15 protein-coding genes are annotated in these 14,859 nt (G+C 73.4%); 6 read left to right on the plus strand and 9 right to left on the minus strand.

All coding sequences use genetic code 11. The annotated features are described in order from the left end of the window. Positions 1–38: 38 nt before the first annotated feature. Positions 39–1,742 carry a DNA alkylation response protein gene (locus tag IG88_RS0101495; protein WP_031033997.1) on the minus strand — a complete coding sequence of 568 codons (1,704 nt, stop codon included), beginning with the start codon at positions 1,740–1,742 and terminating at the stop codon, positions 39–41. A gap of 129 nt (positions 1,743–1,871) precedes the next feature. On the opposite strand from IG88_RS0101495, the gene IG88_RS0101500 reads away from it, so the two are divergent. Beyond that, on the plus strand, positions 1,872–2,624 hold the full coding sequence (locus IG88_RS0101500) for a PaaX family transcriptional regulator C-terminal domain-containing protein (RefSeq protein ID WP_107451994.1): 753 nt from the start codon (positions 1,872–1,874) through the stop codon (positions 2,622–2,624). 4 nt (positions 2,625–2,628) lie between these two features. On the opposite strand, the gene IG88_RS0101505 is transcribed toward IG88_RS0101500, so the two are convergent. After that, a complete protein-coding gene (locus tag IG88_RS0101505) occupies positions 2,629–3,429 on the minus strand; it encodes a pectate lyase (RefSeq protein ID WP_031034001.1) in 801 nt (266 codons plus the stop codon). A 241-nt stretch (positions 3,430–3,670) separates the two neighbouring features. Continuing rightward, on the minus strand, positions 3,671–4,750 hold the full coding sequence (locus IG88_RS0101510; protein WP_031034004.1) for an NADH:flavin oxidoreductase/NADH oxidase: 1,080 nt from the start codon (positions 4,748–4,750) through the stop codon (positions 3,671–3,673). Between the two features lie 134 nt (positions 4,751–4,884). Between IG88_RS0101510 and IG88_RS0101515 the strand changes: the two genes are divergently transcribed. Beyond that, positions 4,885–5,247: an ArsR/SmtB family transcription factor gene (locus tag IG88_RS0101515; RefSeq protein ID WP_031034006.1), complete on the plus strand. Its 363-nt coding sequence runs from the start codon at positions 4,885–4,887 to the stop codon at positions 5,245–5,247. 170 nt (positions 5,248–5,417) lie between these two features. Further along, positions 5,418–5,873, plus strand: a complete 456-nt coding sequence (locus IG88_RS0101520) for a DUF6214 family protein (protein ID WP_031034007.1) — start codon at positions 5,418–5,420, stop codon at positions 5,871–5,873. A 75-nt stretch (positions 5,874–5,948) separates the two neighbouring features. On the opposite strand, the gene IG88_RS0101525 is transcribed toward IG88_RS0101520, so the two are convergent. Then, positions 5,949–6,605 (minus strand): DUF305 domain-containing protein, encoded by a 657-nt coding sequence (locus IG88_RS0101525; RefSeq protein WP_031034008.1) that lies wholly within the window; start codon positions 6,603–6,605, stop codon positions 5,949–5,951. A gap of 208 nt (positions 6,606–6,813) precedes the next feature. On the opposite strand from IG88_RS0101525, the gene IG88_RS0101530 reads away from it, so the two are divergent. Then, positions 6,814–8,316 carry an LVIVD repeat-containing protein gene (locus tag IG88_RS0101530; protein ID WP_031034009.1) on the plus strand — a complete coding sequence of 501 codons (1,503 nt, stop codon included), beginning with the start codon at positions 6,814–6,816 and terminating at the stop codon, positions 8,314–8,316. On the opposite strand, the gene IG88_RS0101535 is transcribed toward IG88_RS0101530, so the two are convergent. The 5 genes from IG88_RS0101535 to IG88_RS0101555 all read right to left on the minus strand — a co-directional run bounded on the left by IG88_RS0101535 (position 8,304) and on the right by IG88_RS0101555 (position 12,324). After that, a complete protein-coding gene (locus IG88_RS0101535) occupies positions 8,304–9,014 on the minus strand; it encodes a TetR/AcrR family transcriptional regulator (RefSeq protein ID WP_031034010.1) in 711 nt (236 codons plus the stop codon). The genes IG88_RS0101530 and IG88_RS0101535 overlap by 13 nt on opposite strands. Before the next feature lie 139 nt (positions 9,015–9,153). Continuing rightward, positions 9,154–9,843, minus strand: a complete 690-nt coding sequence (locus tag IG88_RS0101540) for an HAD family hydrolase (RefSeq protein ID WP_031034011.1) — start codon at positions 9,841–9,843, stop codon at positions 9,154–9,156. A gap of 87 nt (positions 9,844–9,930) precedes the next feature. After that, positions 9,931–10,602: a phosphatase PAP2 family protein gene (locus IG88_RS0101545; RefSeq protein ID WP_031034012.1), complete on the minus strand. Its 672-nt coding sequence runs from the start codon at positions 10,600–10,602 to the stop codon at positions 9,931–9,933. A 44-nt stretch (positions 10,603–10,646) separates the two neighbouring features. Next, a complete protein-coding gene (locus tag IG88_RS0101550) occupies positions 10,647–11,582 on the minus strand; it encodes a M56 family metallopeptidase (protein ID WP_031034013.1) in 936 nt (311 codons plus the stop codon). A 139-nt stretch (positions 11,583–11,721) separates the two neighbouring features. Then, the gene (locus IG88_RS0101555; protein ID WP_031034014.1) at positions 11,722–12,324 is read right to left on the minus strand and encodes a DUF5134 domain-containing protein; all 603 of its coding nucleotides are present in this window, start codon (positions 12,322–12,324) and stop codon (positions 11,722–11,724) included. Between the two features lie 198 nt (positions 12,325–12,522). On the opposite strand from IG88_RS0101555, the gene IG88_RS0101560 reads away from it, so the two are divergent. Beyond that, positions 12,523–14,211 carry an FUSC family protein gene (locus IG88_RS0101560; protein ID WP_031034016.1) on the plus strand — a complete coding sequence of 563 codons (1,689 nt, stop codon included), beginning with the start codon at positions 12,523–12,525 and terminating at the stop codon, positions 14,209–14,211. Then, on the plus strand, positions 14,208–14,768 hold the full coding sequence (locus IG88_RS0101565; protein WP_031034019.1) for a MarR family winged helix-turn-helix transcriptional regulator: 561 nt from the start codon (positions 14,208–14,210) through the stop codon (positions 14,766–14,768). The genes IG88_RS0101560 and IG88_RS0101565 overlap by 4 nt, the downstream gene beginning before the upstream one ends. The last annotated feature ends 91 nt before the right edge of the window (positions 14,769–14,859 follow it).

Below are 14,859 nucleotides of genomic sequence, written 5' to 3' on the forward strand. Positions count from 1 at the left end.
ACGTCGGGGCCGCTGAGGTGTTCGGCCGGGCCGCTCGCTCAGCCCTCGCCCGGCAGGGCCCGCGCCAGGATCCCGCCGAGGTCGGCCGAGTCCGGCAGGGTGCCGAACGCGTGCCCCCAGTCGCCGCCGAGCCGGGTCGCGCAGAAGGCGTCGGCGACGGCGGACGGGGCGTGCCGGACCAGCAGGGAGCCCTGGAGGGTGAGGGCCATCAGCTCCACCAGGCGGCGGGCGCCGGTCTCCGACGCCTCGCCGAGCCCCGTCTCCAGCCGGGCCACCGCCGCGTCCAGCCGGGCGTCCGCCCCGCGCGCCAGGGCGAGTTCGCCGAAGAGGGCGTGCGCGGTGGCGGGGGAGCGGCGCAGTGCCCGCAGCACGTCGAGGGCGTTGACGTTCCCCGAGCCCTCCCAGATCGACAGCAGCGGAGCCTCGCGGTAGTGGCGGGGCATGCCCGACTCCTCCACGTAGCCGTTGCCGCCCAGGCACTCCAGGGCCTCCGCGGTGAACGCCGGTCCCCGCTTGGTCACCCAGTACTTGCCGACGGCGGTGGCGATCCGCCGGAACGCCGCCTCCCCGGCGTCCCCGCGCACGGCGCGGTCGGCGGCGCCGGCCAGCCGCAGGGTGAGCGACGTCGCGGCCTCGGACTCCAGCGCCAGGTCGGCCAGGACGTTGCGCATCAGCGGCTGGTCCACCAGCCGTGCGCCGAACGCGCTGCGGTGCCGGGCGTGATGACCGGCCTCGACCAGGGTCTTGCGCATGAGCGTCGCCGAGGACATCACGCAGTCCAGCCGGGTGCAGTTGACCATCTCGATGATCGTCTTGACGCCCTGGCCCTCGGGCCCGACCAGCCAGGCCACGGTCCCGTCGAACTCGGGCTCGGACGAGGCGTTGGAACGGTTGCCGAGCTTGTCCTTGAGGCGCTGGATGCGGAAGGTGTTGCGGGTGCCGTCGGGCAGCACGCGCGGCACCAGGAAGCAGGACAGCCCGCCGGGAGCCTGGGCCAGCACCAGGAACACGTCGCACATCGGCGCCGACGTGAACCACTTGTGCCCGCGCAGCGTGTAGACGAGGGGCTCGGCGGACGCCGTGGCCGTCGTGGTGTTCGTCCGGACGTCGGAGCCGCCCTGCTTCTCGGTCATCCCCATGCCGGCCAGCAGCCCCCGCTTGTCCGCGGGTGTCCGCAGGCCCGGCTCGTAGGCGCGGGAGGTCAGCAACGGCTCGTAGACCTTCGCCAGCTCGGGCTGGGCGCGCAGGGCCGGGACGGCCGCGTAGGTCATCGACGTCGGGCACCCGTGCCCCGCCTCGGTGTGCCCCCACACCAGCCCGCCCGCGGTCCGCGCGACGTGGGCGCCCGGCCGGTGGTCGGCCCACGGCGCCCCCGCCAGGCCCTCGCCGACCGCGACCCGCATCAGGTGGTGCCAGCTCGGGTGGTACTCGACCTCGTCGACCCGGTTGCCGTACCGGTCGTGCGTGCGCAGCACGGGCTCGTGGCGGTTGGCGAGGTCGCCCCACTCCTGGGCCTCCGTGCTGCCCGCCCGGCGGCCCAGCCGCCGCAGCCCGTCCTCGGCCCACCCGGCGCCCTCCCGCCGCACGCCCTCCAGCAGAGCGGCGTCGTCCGAGGCGTCGTAGGGGGCGAGGGGCGGGGGCTGGTTGGTGACGTCGTGCGTCGCGTACCCCTCCGGCCCGTCCGGAAGCTCCTCGGCGGGCTCGTGGGACTCGTACGGCGGCTCGTGCGCGAGTGTCGTCATGATTCGAGTGTTGCACTATTGCTGCGGACGCAGCAATAGTGCAACACGGTGGGCGCACGTACAGTACGTGCTCATGCGGACCAACGACATGCGCACCGACGGGCGGACGAACGACATGTGCCCGCGCGGATGAACGGTCCGGGGGTCTTCGGCGGACCGGCGCCGCGTCCGCTGTCCGCGCGGTCGGTGATCCTGAGCCTGCTGCTCGGCACCCACCCGCCGGAGCTGCCCGCCCGGGAACTGGTGCGGCTGGTGGAGGGGTTCGGCGTCGGGGCGTCCACCGCGCGCGCGGCGCTCAGCCGGATGGCCGCCGCCGGAGACCTGCGGCGCACGGAGGCCGGCTACCGGCTCAGCGGGCGGCTGCTGGAGCGCCAGCGGCGCCAGGACGAGGCGCTGCGCCCGCACACGCGCCCGTGGAGCGGCGACTGGGAGACGGTGGTGGTCACCGCGACGGGACGGGGACCGGCCGCCCGTGCCGAGCTGCGCACCCGGCTGACCGCGTTGCGCCTGGCCGAGCTGCGCGAGGGCGTCTGGCTGCGCCCCGCCAACCTCGACCGCCCGCTGCCCGGGGCTCTCGACGAGGTGGCCGAGCGGCTCGTCTCGCGCCCGGCGACCCCGGCCGCCGAACTGGCAGCCCGCCTGTGGCCGCTGGAGGAGTGGGCCGAAGCGGCGCGTGCCCTGCTCGCCCACGTCGGCCCGGCCCGTCGGCCGGCCGACCGCCTCGCCGCCTTCGCGGCCGTCGTACGGCACCTGCTCGCCGACCCGGTGCTGCCCGCGGAGCTGCTCCCGCCGCACTGGCCGGGGGCGGCCCTGCGGGATGCCTACGCGCGCTACCAGCGGGAGCAGTCCGGACAGGTCCGGGTGCCCGGCACCCGGACCTGAGGCGTCACTTGTAGGTGATGTCGGACGAGGAGTACTTGCAGTAGGTGCCGTCGGCGCCCGAGCCGTTCGAGTCGGGCTCGTCGCCGTCGTCGTTGCCGATGTACTTCTGGCACGGGACGATCTTCTTGCTGCTGTCCCCGACGATCGTGATGTCGCGCAGGGTCGCGCTGTCGCCGTAGTTGGTGTTGATGCCGGCGATCCGGCCGCCCTTCCAGTTCACCTCGATGCCGCTGAGGTTGACGGTCCGCTTGTACTGCGTCGAGCAGTTGCCGCAGGAGCGGACGAAGGTGCCGAAGTTCTTGACGGTGAAGCCGGAGACGTTCAGCGTGCCGGCGCCGTTGAACTGGAACACCTTGTCGCTGGCCTCCTTGGCGCCGCCGCCGGAGACCGTGTAGACGTTCGACGACGAGGAGCCCCGGAAGGTCGCCGCGTCCTCGCCGACGTCCTCCCACCAGACGTTCTGGAGCGTGCAACTGCCCTTGCAGTGGACGCCGTCCGCGGCGGGGGCGCCGATGATCACGTTCTTGAGGACGGCGCCGGGGGCGAGTTCCAGGATCGGGCCCTGGTCCTCGTCCTGGCCGCCGGAACCCAGGTCGCCGGTGCCGTACAGGCGCTTCATCCCGTAGTCCTTGGTGCCGGAGACCGAGATGGTGGAGGAGACGCCCTCGCTGCCGTTGGGGGTCGGCCAGGTGGCGGCCTGCGCCGAGGAGGCCCCGGAGGTCATGAGCATGCCAACCGAGAGGGCGAAGGCGCCCAGTGCGCCGGTCGCCGCGCGCCGTGTGCGCGGGTGTGTCGCAGGGGTCATGTTCCGGTCCCTTCCGAAGGGAGTGGGGGTGGAATCCGAACATGTGCATGAACGCTGTTCGTCACCATGTCCCGAAACGCGAACGCCTGCCCGCACTTTGCGGCAAGAGCGGAGCCGCGGCGCTCGCGACGGTCATGCTGATGAACGGGACCGTAGAGGGTAAGCGCTTTCTGGTCAACGCCTCGCGCGAATCCCGTTCCTCGCGTCCTGCCGTGGAGACCCGGCCCCGTCCGCCCCGGCCCTACATGCCCCAGCCGTACTGCTCCGGCATCCGGACGTCCGCTCCGAGCTCCCGCGCCGCGTGCTGGGCCCAGGACGGGTTGCGCAGCAGCTCGCGCCCCAGCAGCACCGCGTCGGCCTCGCCGTTGGCCAGGATCTTCTCGGCCTGCCCGGCGTCGGTGATCAGGCCCACCGCGGCGACCGGCAGGGTGGTCTCCGCCCTGACCCGTGCGGCGAAGGGGACCTGGTAGCCGGGCCCGGTCGGGATCCGCACGCGCGGGACGTTGCCCCCGGTGGACACGTCGAGCAGGTCGACGCCGTGGGCCTGGAGGTCGCGGGCGAAGCGGACGGTGTCGTCCGGCGTCCAGCCGTCCTCCTCCAGCCAGTCGGTCGCCGAGACGCGGAAGAACAGCGGCTTGCCGTCGGGCCAGACCTCCCGCACCGCGTCGACCACCTCCAGTGCGAACCGGGTGCGGTTCTCGTACGAGCCGCCGTAGGCGTCGGTGCGGCGGTTGGAGTGCGGGGACAGGAACTCGTGGATCAGGTAGCCGTGGGCTCCGTGGATCTCCACGATCTCGAAACCGGCGGCCAGCGCCCGGCGCGCGGCGTCGGCGAACCGGCCGACCAGCTCCTGGATCCGCGGGACGGTCAGTTCGGCCGGTTCCGGGTGCCGCTCGTCGAACGCCAGCGGGCTGGGGGCCAGGGGCTGCCAGCCGTGCGCCTCCGGTCCCACCGGTGCCCCGCCCTTCCAGGGCTGCGCGGTCGAGGCCTTGCGGCCGGCGTGGGCCAGTTGCACCGCGGGCACGGTCCCCTGGGAGCGGAGGAAGTCCGTGATCCGGCGGAACGCCTTGGTCTGCGTGTCGTTCCAGAGTCCGAGGTCCTGCGGGGAGATGCGGCCCTCGGGCGACACGCCGGTGGCCTCCACGACGATGAGACCGGTGCCGCCCACCGCGCGGGCGCCGTAGTGCGCGAAGTGCCAGTCGCCGGGCACGCCGGCCGACGGGCCTTCCGGTGCGGCCGAGTACTGGCACATCGGAGGCATCCAGACCCGGTTGGGGATCGTGGTGTCGCGGAGCCGGAGGGGTTCGAAGAGGGCGCTCATGGCGGGCTGCTCCTGGGATGCGGACGACGGGACGCTCGTACGATAACCCTCGTAATACGTCGAGTGTCAAACTACGGCAGTCTTCGTACAATGGGAGGCCCATCCGGTGGAACCCCCGACGAACTGGAGTCGCCGTGACCCCCGCCGCCACTGCCGCCGGCATCCGCGAGCTGCCTCACCCGACGCGTGCGGAGATCCGGCTCGAAGGGGTGCTGCACGCGCTGTCCGATCCGGTGCGGCTGCGGATCGTGCGGGACCTCGCCGCCGACAGCGACGCCCTCTTCTCGTGCTCGCACTTCGACCTGCCGGTCACCAAGTCCACGACCACGCACCACTTCCGGGTGCTGCGCGAGAGCGGGGTGGTCCGGCAGGAGTACCGGGGCACGGCCAAGATGAACGGCCTGCGCAGGGACGACCTGGACGCCCTCTTCCCCGGGCTGCTCGACGCCCTGCTGGCCGCGGCGGCCCGGCAGGCCGCCGCCGTGGCGGGCGACTGACTCCGGCGGGACCGCGGGGCTGCTCGGCCGACAGGGTGCCGTCCCCGGGTGAGCGAGGCGTGTTCCGTTCGTATGGAATGTGATCATTCGGTTACGTTGCGTATGTGCTCGAAGCATCCTTCGTTGATCGTTCTCTTCACCTTTCCGATCGTTGTCCGGGTGACAGTGAGATGTCCGTGCGCCACTCCTGGGTGGTGAACGAGGGGGGCGCCACGACCTCGTGGTTCGACGTCCGGCTGGCCTTCGCCGACGGCGCCCGGGTGGACGCGCTCGCCGTGCTGTCCGGCCAGGACCTGCGGGTCGAGGACGTGCGGGCCCAGCCGCCGCTCTCCCTCGACGACCTGGCCGTGCTCGCCGAGTGGCTGGAGGACCCGCTGTTCGAGGCGTGCGTGCCCGCCCCCGCCGGCGGTGTGCCGGCCGCGTCGCGGCGGGCCCGGCCCGCGTGGCCGCGCGGGCGGGAGGAGCGCAGGCTCGTCGCCGAGGAGTACCGGGCAGCCCGGGAGGAGGGCGGCGACCCGGTCCTCGCGGTGATGCGGGCGACCGGGCACGGCAGGCGCAGGTCGCTCAGGCTGATCGGTCAGGCGCGCGACGACGGATTCCTGACGCCGCGTCGCGCGCGCCGCTGAAGCGCACCCCACGGGCCGGTCCGGTACCTGTCCGACACCGGACCGGTACCTGTCCGTCACCGGACCGGCGCGTCGTCACAGCATCGCGCGCATCCGTGAGATCTCGCTCGTCTGCTGGGCGACCACGTCGTCGGCCATCTCCTCGATCAGCACGTTGTTGCCCTCGGACTTCACGTCCGTGGCCATGCTGATCGCGCCCTCGTGGTGAGTGATCATCAGGGTGAGGAAGAGCTGGTCGAACGCCTTGCCCCGGGCCGCGCGCAGTTGCTTCATCTGCGCCTCGGTCGCCATGCCCGGCATGGCGGCGTGATCGTGTCCGCCGTCCGCCGTCTTCTCGCCGTTGGTCTCGAGCCAGCCCTCCATCGCCCGGATCTCCGGGCCCTGTGCGGCCGAGATGCGCCCGGCCAGCTTCTTCACCTGGCCGGATTCGGCCTGCTTCGGCGCCAGTTCGGTCATCTCCAGGGCCTGGGCGTGGTGCTGGATCATCATCCGCGCGTAGGAGACGTCCGCGGAGTTGGGGGAGTCGTCGTCGGCGCGCTGCTTCTCGGCCTCCTCGGCGGACAGGGTCCGGTTGTCCTCGCCCGGCCTGCCCGGCGCGATCACCGAGGGTCCGGCGGCCTTCGCCGAGCCGGCGCCCGGGTCGGCGTCGCAGGCCGCGAGCACGAGCACGGCCGACGTGATCAGCGAGGCCGTGACGAGCGTAGCGCTGGACGACCCGCGGCGAAGGGACACGACGACCTCCTGTGACTGGGGGCGCGCCCCTTTCGGGAGGAGCGCGGAGCACCTTGAGCGTGTGATGACCGTCCTAGCACGCTTCCGCGTGCCAGTGATCAAAAAACTTCATTGCATGTTTGTTGCCCCCTGTTGATATGGGCATGGCGAAGACGATACTGCCGGAAGCGTGAACCGTTCCGACGGGAACGGACGTTGGGAGGAAACAGTGACCCTGTTGAACGACCCGCGAACGCGGCGCAGACGTCTGGGAGTCGCGGCCGCCGCCGCGGGGCTCCTGTCCGCGCTGCTGACCGCCGGCCCGGCCATGGCGACCCCCGACCCCGGGGACTCTCCCGCCACCTCGAAGGAGGTGTCCAAGAGCGCGCGCGCCGAGGTGCGCGACGCCATCGAGAGCGGCGACATACCCGGTCAGGACGAGGTGGTCCACTCCGCCAACATCGAGCACCTGACCAACATCCCCAAGGACGCGCTGCCCGGCACCAACTCGGACCTGGCCTTCCAGGGCCGGTACGCCTTCGCCGGCAACTACGACGGCTTCCGCATCTTCGACATCAAGAACCCGAAGAAGCCGAAGACCGTCGCCCAGGTGCTGTGTCCCGGCTCGCAGAACGACATCTCGGTCTCCGGGGACCTGCTGTTCCTGTCGACCGACTCCTCGCGCAGCGACAGCAGTTGCAACAGCACCACGCAGCCCGCGACCGAGAAGTCCTCCTGGGAGGGCATGAAGGTCTTCGACATCAGCGACATTCGCAACCCCAAGTACGTCGCCGCCGTCGAGACGGCCTGCGGGTCGCACACCCACACGCTGGTGCCCGAGCGCAAGGACGTCTACATCTACGTCTCCTCGTACTCGCCGAACGCCGCGTACCCGGACTGCCAGCCGCCGCACGACGGGATCTCCGTCATCAAGGTGCCGCGCAAGGCGCCGGAGCGGGCGGCCGTCGTGAACTTCCCGGTGCTCTTCCCCGGTGAGGGGCCCGACGGCGGCGGCAACCCGGGTGCGCCCACCAACCCGGGCGTCTCCAAGACCACCGGCTGCCACGACATCACCGTGCTGCCCTCCGAGGACCTGGCCGCCGGTGCCTGCATGGGCGACGGCATCCTGTTCTCCATCAAGGACCCCGAGCACCCCAAGGTCATCGACCGCGTCCAGGACAACGTGAACTTCGCGTTCTGGCACTCGGCGACCTTCAACCAGCGTGCGGACAAGGTGGTGTTCACCGACGAGCTGGGCGGTGGCGGCGCGGCCACCTGCAACGCGGAGATCGGCCCGAACCGCGGCGCCGACGGCATCTACGACATCGTCGGCCGGGGCGACCACCGCAAGCTGGTCTTCCGCAGCTACTTCAAGATTCCGCGCCACCAGGCGGACACCGAGAACTGCGTGGCCCACAACGGCTCGCTGATCCCGGTCAAGGGCAAGGACATCATGGTCCAGGCCTGGTACCAGGGCGGTGTCTCCGTCTGGGAGTTCACCGACTCGTCGCGGCCCAAGGAGATCGCCTACTTCGAGCGGGGTCCGCTGACCACCGACACGATGACCACCGGCGGTTCCTGGTCGGCGTACTACTACAACGGCTACATCTACTCGAACGACATCGCCAAGGGCTTCGACGTGCTCAAGCTCAGCGACCGGCGCACCGACCCGGCCGCGCGGGTCCGCCTGCCCGAGCTCAACACGCAGACGCAGCCGGACTACTTCGGCTGAGGGGACCGTCCGGCCCGGTCCGTCCGGGCCCGCCGATCCGGTACGCCGGTCGCGAAGAAGCGCGACAGGTCCGGGTCGCACGTCGTCCCGCCGGGCGCCTCGGCGTCCGGCGGGACACCCAGTCCCCAGTCCAGCCGGTAGCGCTCGAACAACTCGGCGCGCAGCTCCGGCACCGGCATCGGCACGCCGGGCACGAGGGCGGCGAAGACGGCGCCCATGAGTTGCGCGCGCAGCATCGGGTAGTCGCGGTCGACGTCGCGCGAGCCGTGCCGGGCCACGGTGTCCCGCAGCAGCTCGGCCAGCCGCCGCTGCTCGGGACAGGGGACGAAACCCACCTCGGCCTGGAGCAGCCCCGCCATGTGCTGGCGCATGAGCACCGGCCGGTCCCGGGCGAGCCCCAGGATCGCGTCGATGGCCCGCGCCAGCCGCTCGCGTCCCTCGCCGGTGCGCGGATCACGCTCCAGGGCCTCCTCCAGGGTGCGGTTCATCAGCCGGTGCACGGCGGACTGCACCAACTGGCGCTTGCCCGGGAAGTAGTACGAGATCAGACCGCGTGCCGAGCCCGCCCGGTCTGCGATGGCGCCCAGTGTGGTCGCGTCGTACCCGCGCTCGTCCACCAGCTCCACGGCGGCCTGCAGCAGACGCTCCTTCGAGCGCCGCCGCAATTCTTCATTGACCGAGGCGCTGCGCGGGGACATCCTGTACTCCTGCGTTGACTGGCTGCCAGCCAACTATACTCGGCGCAGGCGGAGGGGCCTTCGGGGCCGCTCCGGCCACCGGCCGCGTCGGGCGACACGGGGGAGCGTCCGACGCGGCCGGTTCAGTGCCCGTCCGGCCTCAGGCGACCAGGTCCAGCACAGGCCGCAGTCCCGCCGGGCGTTCGGCCACCGGCAGGTGGTCCACGAAGTGCACCCCGCACCCGAGCGCCGCCGCACCACCGTCCGCCCTGCGGTCGTCACCGACCATCAGCGTGCGCCCCGGCTCGACGTCCAGCGCCGCGCAGGCGACGCCGAACAGCCGGGGGTCGGGTTTGCGGATGCCGTGCTCGTAGGACAGCACGTACGTGTCCACGTAGCGGTCGAGTCCGTGGGCGCGGAAGACCGGCCGCAGGTCCCAGCCGATGTTGCTGACCACCCCCACGGCGATCCCGCGCCCGCGCAGCGCGTCCAGCACCTCGGCGGCGTCGGGATAGGGGCGCCACGCCTCCGGCGTCATGTGCCGCTCGTACAGCGCGTCGTGCAGGCCGGGGTCCGGCAGCGGCACCCGCCGGGACAGTCCGGTGTACGCGGCCCGGTGCAGCTCCGCGCTGTCGTCGCGTGTCTCCCACACCTCGGCGAGTTCCTCCGGCACCCGTTGCGGCGGTGCGCCGCCGGGCAGCGCCCCCGCCCGCTGGAGCGCCTCGGCCGTCTCGGCCAACTCCGGCGCGGGGAGCCGCAGTCCGGTGGCGTCGAGTGCAGCGCGCAGCCAGGACTCGGTGGATTCGACACGGAACAGCGTGCCCGAGAAGTCGAACAGAACGGCGGTCATGGACCGGATCCTAGGGGCCCGGACGCGCGGGCGGGGGCGGGGCGGAGACGCGGGCGGGTGTCCGGCCCGGCGGACCGGCCGCCCCGGTCACGGATGCCGTCGACGGTGCACCAGCACCGCCAGGGCCACGACCAGGGCGCCCAGGAGCCAGCCGCCGAGGACGTCCGTGGGCCAGTGGACCCCGAGCCACACCCGGGTCACGCCGACCCCGGCCACGGAGACCACGGCCACGGCGAGACCGGCGCGCCGCGGGTCGCGGCCGGCGCCGTAGTGGTGGAGCAGCCACACCAGCAGGCCGCACACGAAGGTCGCGGTCATGGCGTGCCCGGAGGGGAAGGCCGAGTAGTGCGCCGAGTCCACGGGGTCGGGCCAGACCGGGCGGGGGCGGTCCACCGCCGCCTTGAGGACCTGTTGCAGGACGCTGCCCAGCAGGCAGGTCGCCGCCAGCCACACGGCCGTCCACCGGTCCGCCCGGCGCCACCACAGCCACACCACCACCACCGCGCACAGCAGACGCATCGTCCAGGGGTCCCACACCCAGTCGGTGAGGATCCGCATGGCGTGGGTGACGCCGCCTTGCTCGACGGCCCAGCGGTGGGCGGTGTCGGCGATTCGCTCGTCCAGCCGCACCAACGGCCGCCATCCGACGGCCACCAGGGCGGTCAGGAGACCCGAGCACAGGGCCAGCACCCACGTCACGCGGAGCGCGGTGCGCGGCTGCGGCGGGGCGGAGGGGGAGTCGACCGACGGCGTCTGCATGCTGCGATACTCGCCGAACCGGTGGTTCCGGGGCCAGTTCCCCGCTAACCCAGTGCCCGCAGCCCGGGGGCGAAGGCCACCAGGACCGGGATCACCGGCACCAGCGCGGCGGCGGCCGTCAGCCGCAGTCTGCGGCCCGCGGTCAGCCGGTCCGGCGGGGTGAGCAGGCGGTGGACCCGCTGCGGGACGTGGGCCTGCGCGGTCGGACACGGGCCGAAGACGCCGCGGTCCTCGTTGAGTTCGACCAGTGCCAGGGCGGTCGTGAGCCGGCCGAAGCGGCGCGAGGCCACGTCGTCGGCGGCGAGTTCGACCAGGCGGTGCATCTCGTCGCGGAACGCCGCGAAGACCGGAACCTGCGGGAAGCCGTCCGCCAGCGCGGTGGCGCAGTTCAGCAGCCAGTCGTGCCGCGCCCGGGCGTGTCCGTTCTCGTGGGCGAGCACCGCGTCGAGCTGCCGGCCCTTGAGGCGGCGCAGTGCGGCGGTGGTGACCACCAGTTGCGGGGGAGTGCCGGGCAGCCACCAGGCGTCCGGCCGCTCGCCCTCCAGGACGACGAGCCGGCCCGGGCCGGGCTCCTCGCCGGGCAGCAGCGGAGCGCGGTGCCTCAGTTCCGCCCGGCGCAGCTTGCGCCGGGAGCGCGCCCGCACGACCTCCCGGGCCAGCATCGCGACGCTCCACAGCCCACCGCAGGCCAGCGTGACCGCCGTCGTGTCCGCCCAGAGCCCGGAGGTGCCCAGCGCGTAGGCCTCGACCACCGGACCGGGCGCCGTCGAGAAGACCGGGCCGCCCACCGCGTGCCAGGCCGCCGCCGCGCTGAACGTCATCGACAGCGCGCAGCACACGATCACCGCCGCCACCACGCACTGCCAGACCCACAGCGCGACCACCGGTTCGCGGTCCGGCCAGTCGGCCCGGGCGAGCAGCCTGGGGGCGAGCACGGCGGTCAGCGCGCCGAGCAGCAGCAGTGCCGCGGGGAGAATCATGGGGGCAGCCTATGAGGGCGGCGCCCTCGGCAGTACGGCCCGAGGCGCAAAGTGACGCAGACAACGATTGCGGGCGGCGTTCCGCGGGCAACCCGGGTCCCTGGGTCCGGACACCCGGTGCCGGAACCGGCTCCCGACGTCACAGTGGCAGCAGCATGGCCAGCATTCCCATCGCCATGGAGAGCCGGCAGGCCCGCGCCAGCTCCGGCCGGTCGCCCCACCCGCCCGGAGCGGGACCGCCGGCACCCCGGCCGACTCCGCCCGCGGGCACGGGCGGTGTCCCCGTCCCCCCTGCGGCCACCACCGCCACGGGTATCAGGCGTACGCCGGTCAGCAGGACGTATCCCGTGAAGTACAGCAGCAGCGCCCCGGTCAGTACCGGAGTGCCGGAGGTGCCGTGGGCGTGCGCGTGGGCGGGCGAGCCCGCCATCACCACCGCCATGTAGACCATCGCCGCCGCGCCCACCAGGTGGTGCAGGTGGTGGCGCCCCGACCGGGCTGCCCACAGCGCCCGCAGTCCCGCGGCACCGAACACCACCGCGTAGCCGGACCAGACCCAGGTCGGCGGGGTGAACACCGCCGCGGGCACGGCCATGGCCGCCATGCCGAACCCCATCAGCGCCTCGCCGCCCGCCGCGCTGCGCTGCTCCTCGACCCCGCTGCGCATCCGCAGCAGGCAGTAGGCGCCGGTCGCTGCACTCAGCGCGACCAGCAGCCATCCGTACGACGCCGGTCCGTGCACACGCACCTCCCCGTTCCGCGGTCACGGTCCGTGGAGAACTGCCCCAGCCGTGCGGCGCGCACGCGAGCGCAAGGGAGTACACGGGGGCAGACGGGGGAGCGCGCGCCCTTCCTCCGGCGGAAAGCCGCTGGTCGGTGACGCGGGCCGGACCGCACCCGCATTTGATTTACGAGTAAAACACTTGTTAATCTCATACACATGAGCAGTGCGACCCCCACCCCCGCCACCTCACCGGTCCGACGTCTGTCCCTGGCGGGCGTGCTGCGGCTGCGCCGTCCCTCCGAGATCTGGTTCAAACCCGCCCTGAGCTCGGTCGCCGCCGTAGCCCCTCCCAACCTGCTCCTGCTGGCGTTCGGCCGGCTCGACCTGGCGATGTACACGATGGCCGGGTCGCTGTGCGCGCTGTACGCCCACAACCGCCCCTACGCCGCCCGCGCCCGCACCCTGGCCTGGGTGGTGCTCGGCATGCTCGGCGGTGTCGCCGTCGCCCTGGTCACCGCCTCGCTCACCCGCGACGCCGTCGTCCTCGTCGCCGTGGGCGCCCTGCTGGCCGCCGTGCAGAAGGCCCTGTGCGACGCCACCCGCATCGGCCCGCCGGGCAACGTGATCCTCACCTTCATCAGCTCCGCCGCCCTCTTCGTCCCGCAGACCCTCGCCCAGGTCCCCGGCCACCTGGGCCTGGCCGCCGCCGCGGGCGTCTGGGCCTGGCTCGTCGGCATGGCACCCGCCCTGGTCCGCCCGCACGGCCCGGAACGCCGGGCCACCGCCCAGGCCCTGAACGCCGCCGCCGCGTACGCCGCCACCCGGGGCGCCGGCGACGGCCACGCCTCCCTGCGCGCCGCCGGGTACGCCGCCGTGCAGGCCGCCTGGCAGACGCTGCTGTCCCTGCCCGCCACGGGCGCCCGCGCCGCCACCCGGCACGCGCTGGAACGCCTCGTCGTCCGTGCCGAGGTCGCACTGGCCGCACCGGCCGACAGCGACCCCGAGCGGCTGCAAGCCTGGGCCCACGCACTGCGGGGCGGCGGCCGGATCCCCCGCACCGGCGAGACCCCGGCCGACACCGACGAACTCCTCGGCGCGGACGCCGAACTCGCCGCCCGGCCCGCGCCCCTGTGGCAGCGGCTCGGCCCGCTCACCCCGATCGCCGTCCGCACCGCCCTGGGCTGCGCGCTGGCCGGCTACGCCTCCCTGGCCCTCGGCATCGGCCGCCCCTACTGGGCCCTGGTCACCGCCGCCGCGCTCTACCAGGCCAACATCACCCTGACCTGGAGCCGGGCCGTGCAGCGCGTCGTCGGCAACCTCGCGGGCGTGCTGCTCTTCGCCGCCATCGCCCCGCTGGCCCACCTCGGGCAGGTGCTGCTCGTCCTGTGCTGCCTCGCCCTCAACTTCGGCGCCGAGGCCCTGATCACCCGCAACTACTGGCTCGGCAGCGTCTGCGTGACCCCGATGGCCCTGCTCGTCACCGAGTTCGCCGGCTACCAGGCCCCCGGCGACCTGATGACCGAGCGGGCCGTGGACACCCTGGTCGGGGCGCTGGTCGGCTTCCTCGCAGCCGTCGTCGTCACCAACCGGCGCGCCGGAAACCGCGTCGAGCAGGCGGTGACCGCGGCCGACCGCGCCCGCGAACGCACCGCGCGCCTCCTCGCGGAGTCCGTCCCCGCCCCCGGCGCCCTGGAGGCCGCCCGCCGGGGCCTGGCCGCCGCCCTCACCGACCTGCGGGCCACCGCCGACGCGGCCGCCGGTGAATGGTGGGGACGGGCACTGCCCCAGGAGAGGGTCGTTCTCGCCGAGCAGTCCGGACACCGTACGCTCGCCGAGGCGGTGCGACGCCAGGCAGCGCGTACGGACCGGGAGACGGGCACGAGAACGGAGGACGTACGTCCATGACCGCAACCGACGGGGGAGCCCGGGGCGGAGCCGGGAACGGCGGGACGGGGCCGGGCGGGGACACCGTGGCCGCCGTCGTACGCCAGTGGCGGACCGTCCGCCCGGACCTCGACACCGGGCCGATGGAGATCATCGGCCGCATCAACCGCTGCGCCGCCCTCCTCCAGCAGGCCGAGGACGCGCCGCTGCGCCGGGCGGGCCTCAGCCGGGCCGAGTTCGACCTGCTGGGCGCCCTGCGCCGCACCGGGCACGAGCTGACCCCCGGCGAACTGGCCCGGGAGACCTTCTCCTCCGGCGCCGCCGTCACCAAGCGCCTCAAGCAGCTCAGCGAGCGCGGTCTCGTCGAGCGGCGCGGCGACACCCGGGACCGCAGGGTCGCCCACCTGCGCCTCACGGACGCCGGACGCGACCTCGTCGACGGCATCCTGCCGGAACAGCTCGCCTACGAGTCCGCCGTCCTGTCCGGCGTCGACGGAGCGCGGCAGGGCGAACTGGCGGCGTTGCTGGGCGGGCTGCTGGGGCAGCTTGAGGGCCGCCTGGACGCGCTGCGGGCCTGAGGCGCGCCTGCTCCCAACGCCCCGCTGATCCCGGCGGCCTCCTGTGCCGCCGGGATCAGCGTGCGCCGCCGGGCCGGTACACGCCGCCCGG

This window comes from Streptomyces sp. NRRL F-5650, from assembly GCF_000721365.1.
Taxonomy (GTDB): Bacteria; Actinomycetota; Actinomycetes; order Streptomycetales; family Streptomycetaceae; genus Streptomyces; species Streptomyces ardesiacus.

Bases quoted from the DNA above. Each gene is read 5' to 3' on its own strand.
- IG88_RS0101495 (WP_031033997.1), bottom strand. From the start codon at position 1,742: ATGACGACACTCGCGCACGAGCCGCCGTACGAGTCCCACGAGCCCGCC.
- IG88_RS0101500 (WP_107451994.1), top strand. From the start codon at position 1,872: ATGAACGGTCCGGGGGTCTTCGGCGGACCGGCGCCGCGTCCGCTGTCC.
- IG88_RS0101505 (WP_031034001.1), bottom strand. From the start codon at position 3,429: ATGACCCCTGCGACACACCCGCGCACACGGCGCGCGGCGACCGGCGCA.
- IG88_RS0101510 (WP_031034004.1), bottom strand. From the start codon at position 4,750: ATGAGCGCCCTCTTCGAACCCCTCCGGCTCCGCGACACCACGATCCCC.
- IG88_RS0101520 (WP_031034007.1), top strand. From the start codon at position 5,418: ATGTCCGTGCGCCACTCCTGGGTGGTGAACGAGGGGGGCGCCACGACC.
- IG88_RS0101535 (WP_031034010.1), bottom strand. From the start codon at position 9,014: ATGTCCCCGCGCAGCGCCTCGGTCAATGAAGAATTGCGGCGGCGCTCG.
- IG88_RS0101540 (WP_031034011.1), bottom strand. From the start codon at position 9,843: ATGACCGCCGTTCTGTTCGACTTCTCGGGCACGCTGTTCCGTGTCGAA.
- IG88_RS0101545 (WP_031034012.1), bottom strand. From the start codon at position 10,602: ATGCAGACGCCGTCGGTCGACTCCCCCTCCGCCCCGCCGCAGCCGCGC.
- IG88_RS0101550 (WP_031034013.1), bottom strand. From the start codon at position 11,582: ATGATTCTCCCCGCGGCACTGCTGCTGCTCGGCGCGCTGACCGCCGTG.
- IG88_RS0101560 (WP_031034016.1), top strand. From the start codon at position 12,523: ATGAGCAGTGCGACCCCCACCCCCGCCACCTCACCGGTCCGACGTCTG.
- IG88_RS0101565 (WP_031034019.1), top strand. From the start codon at position 14,208: ATGACCGCAACCGACGGGGGAGCCCGGGGCGGAGCCGGGAACGGCGGG.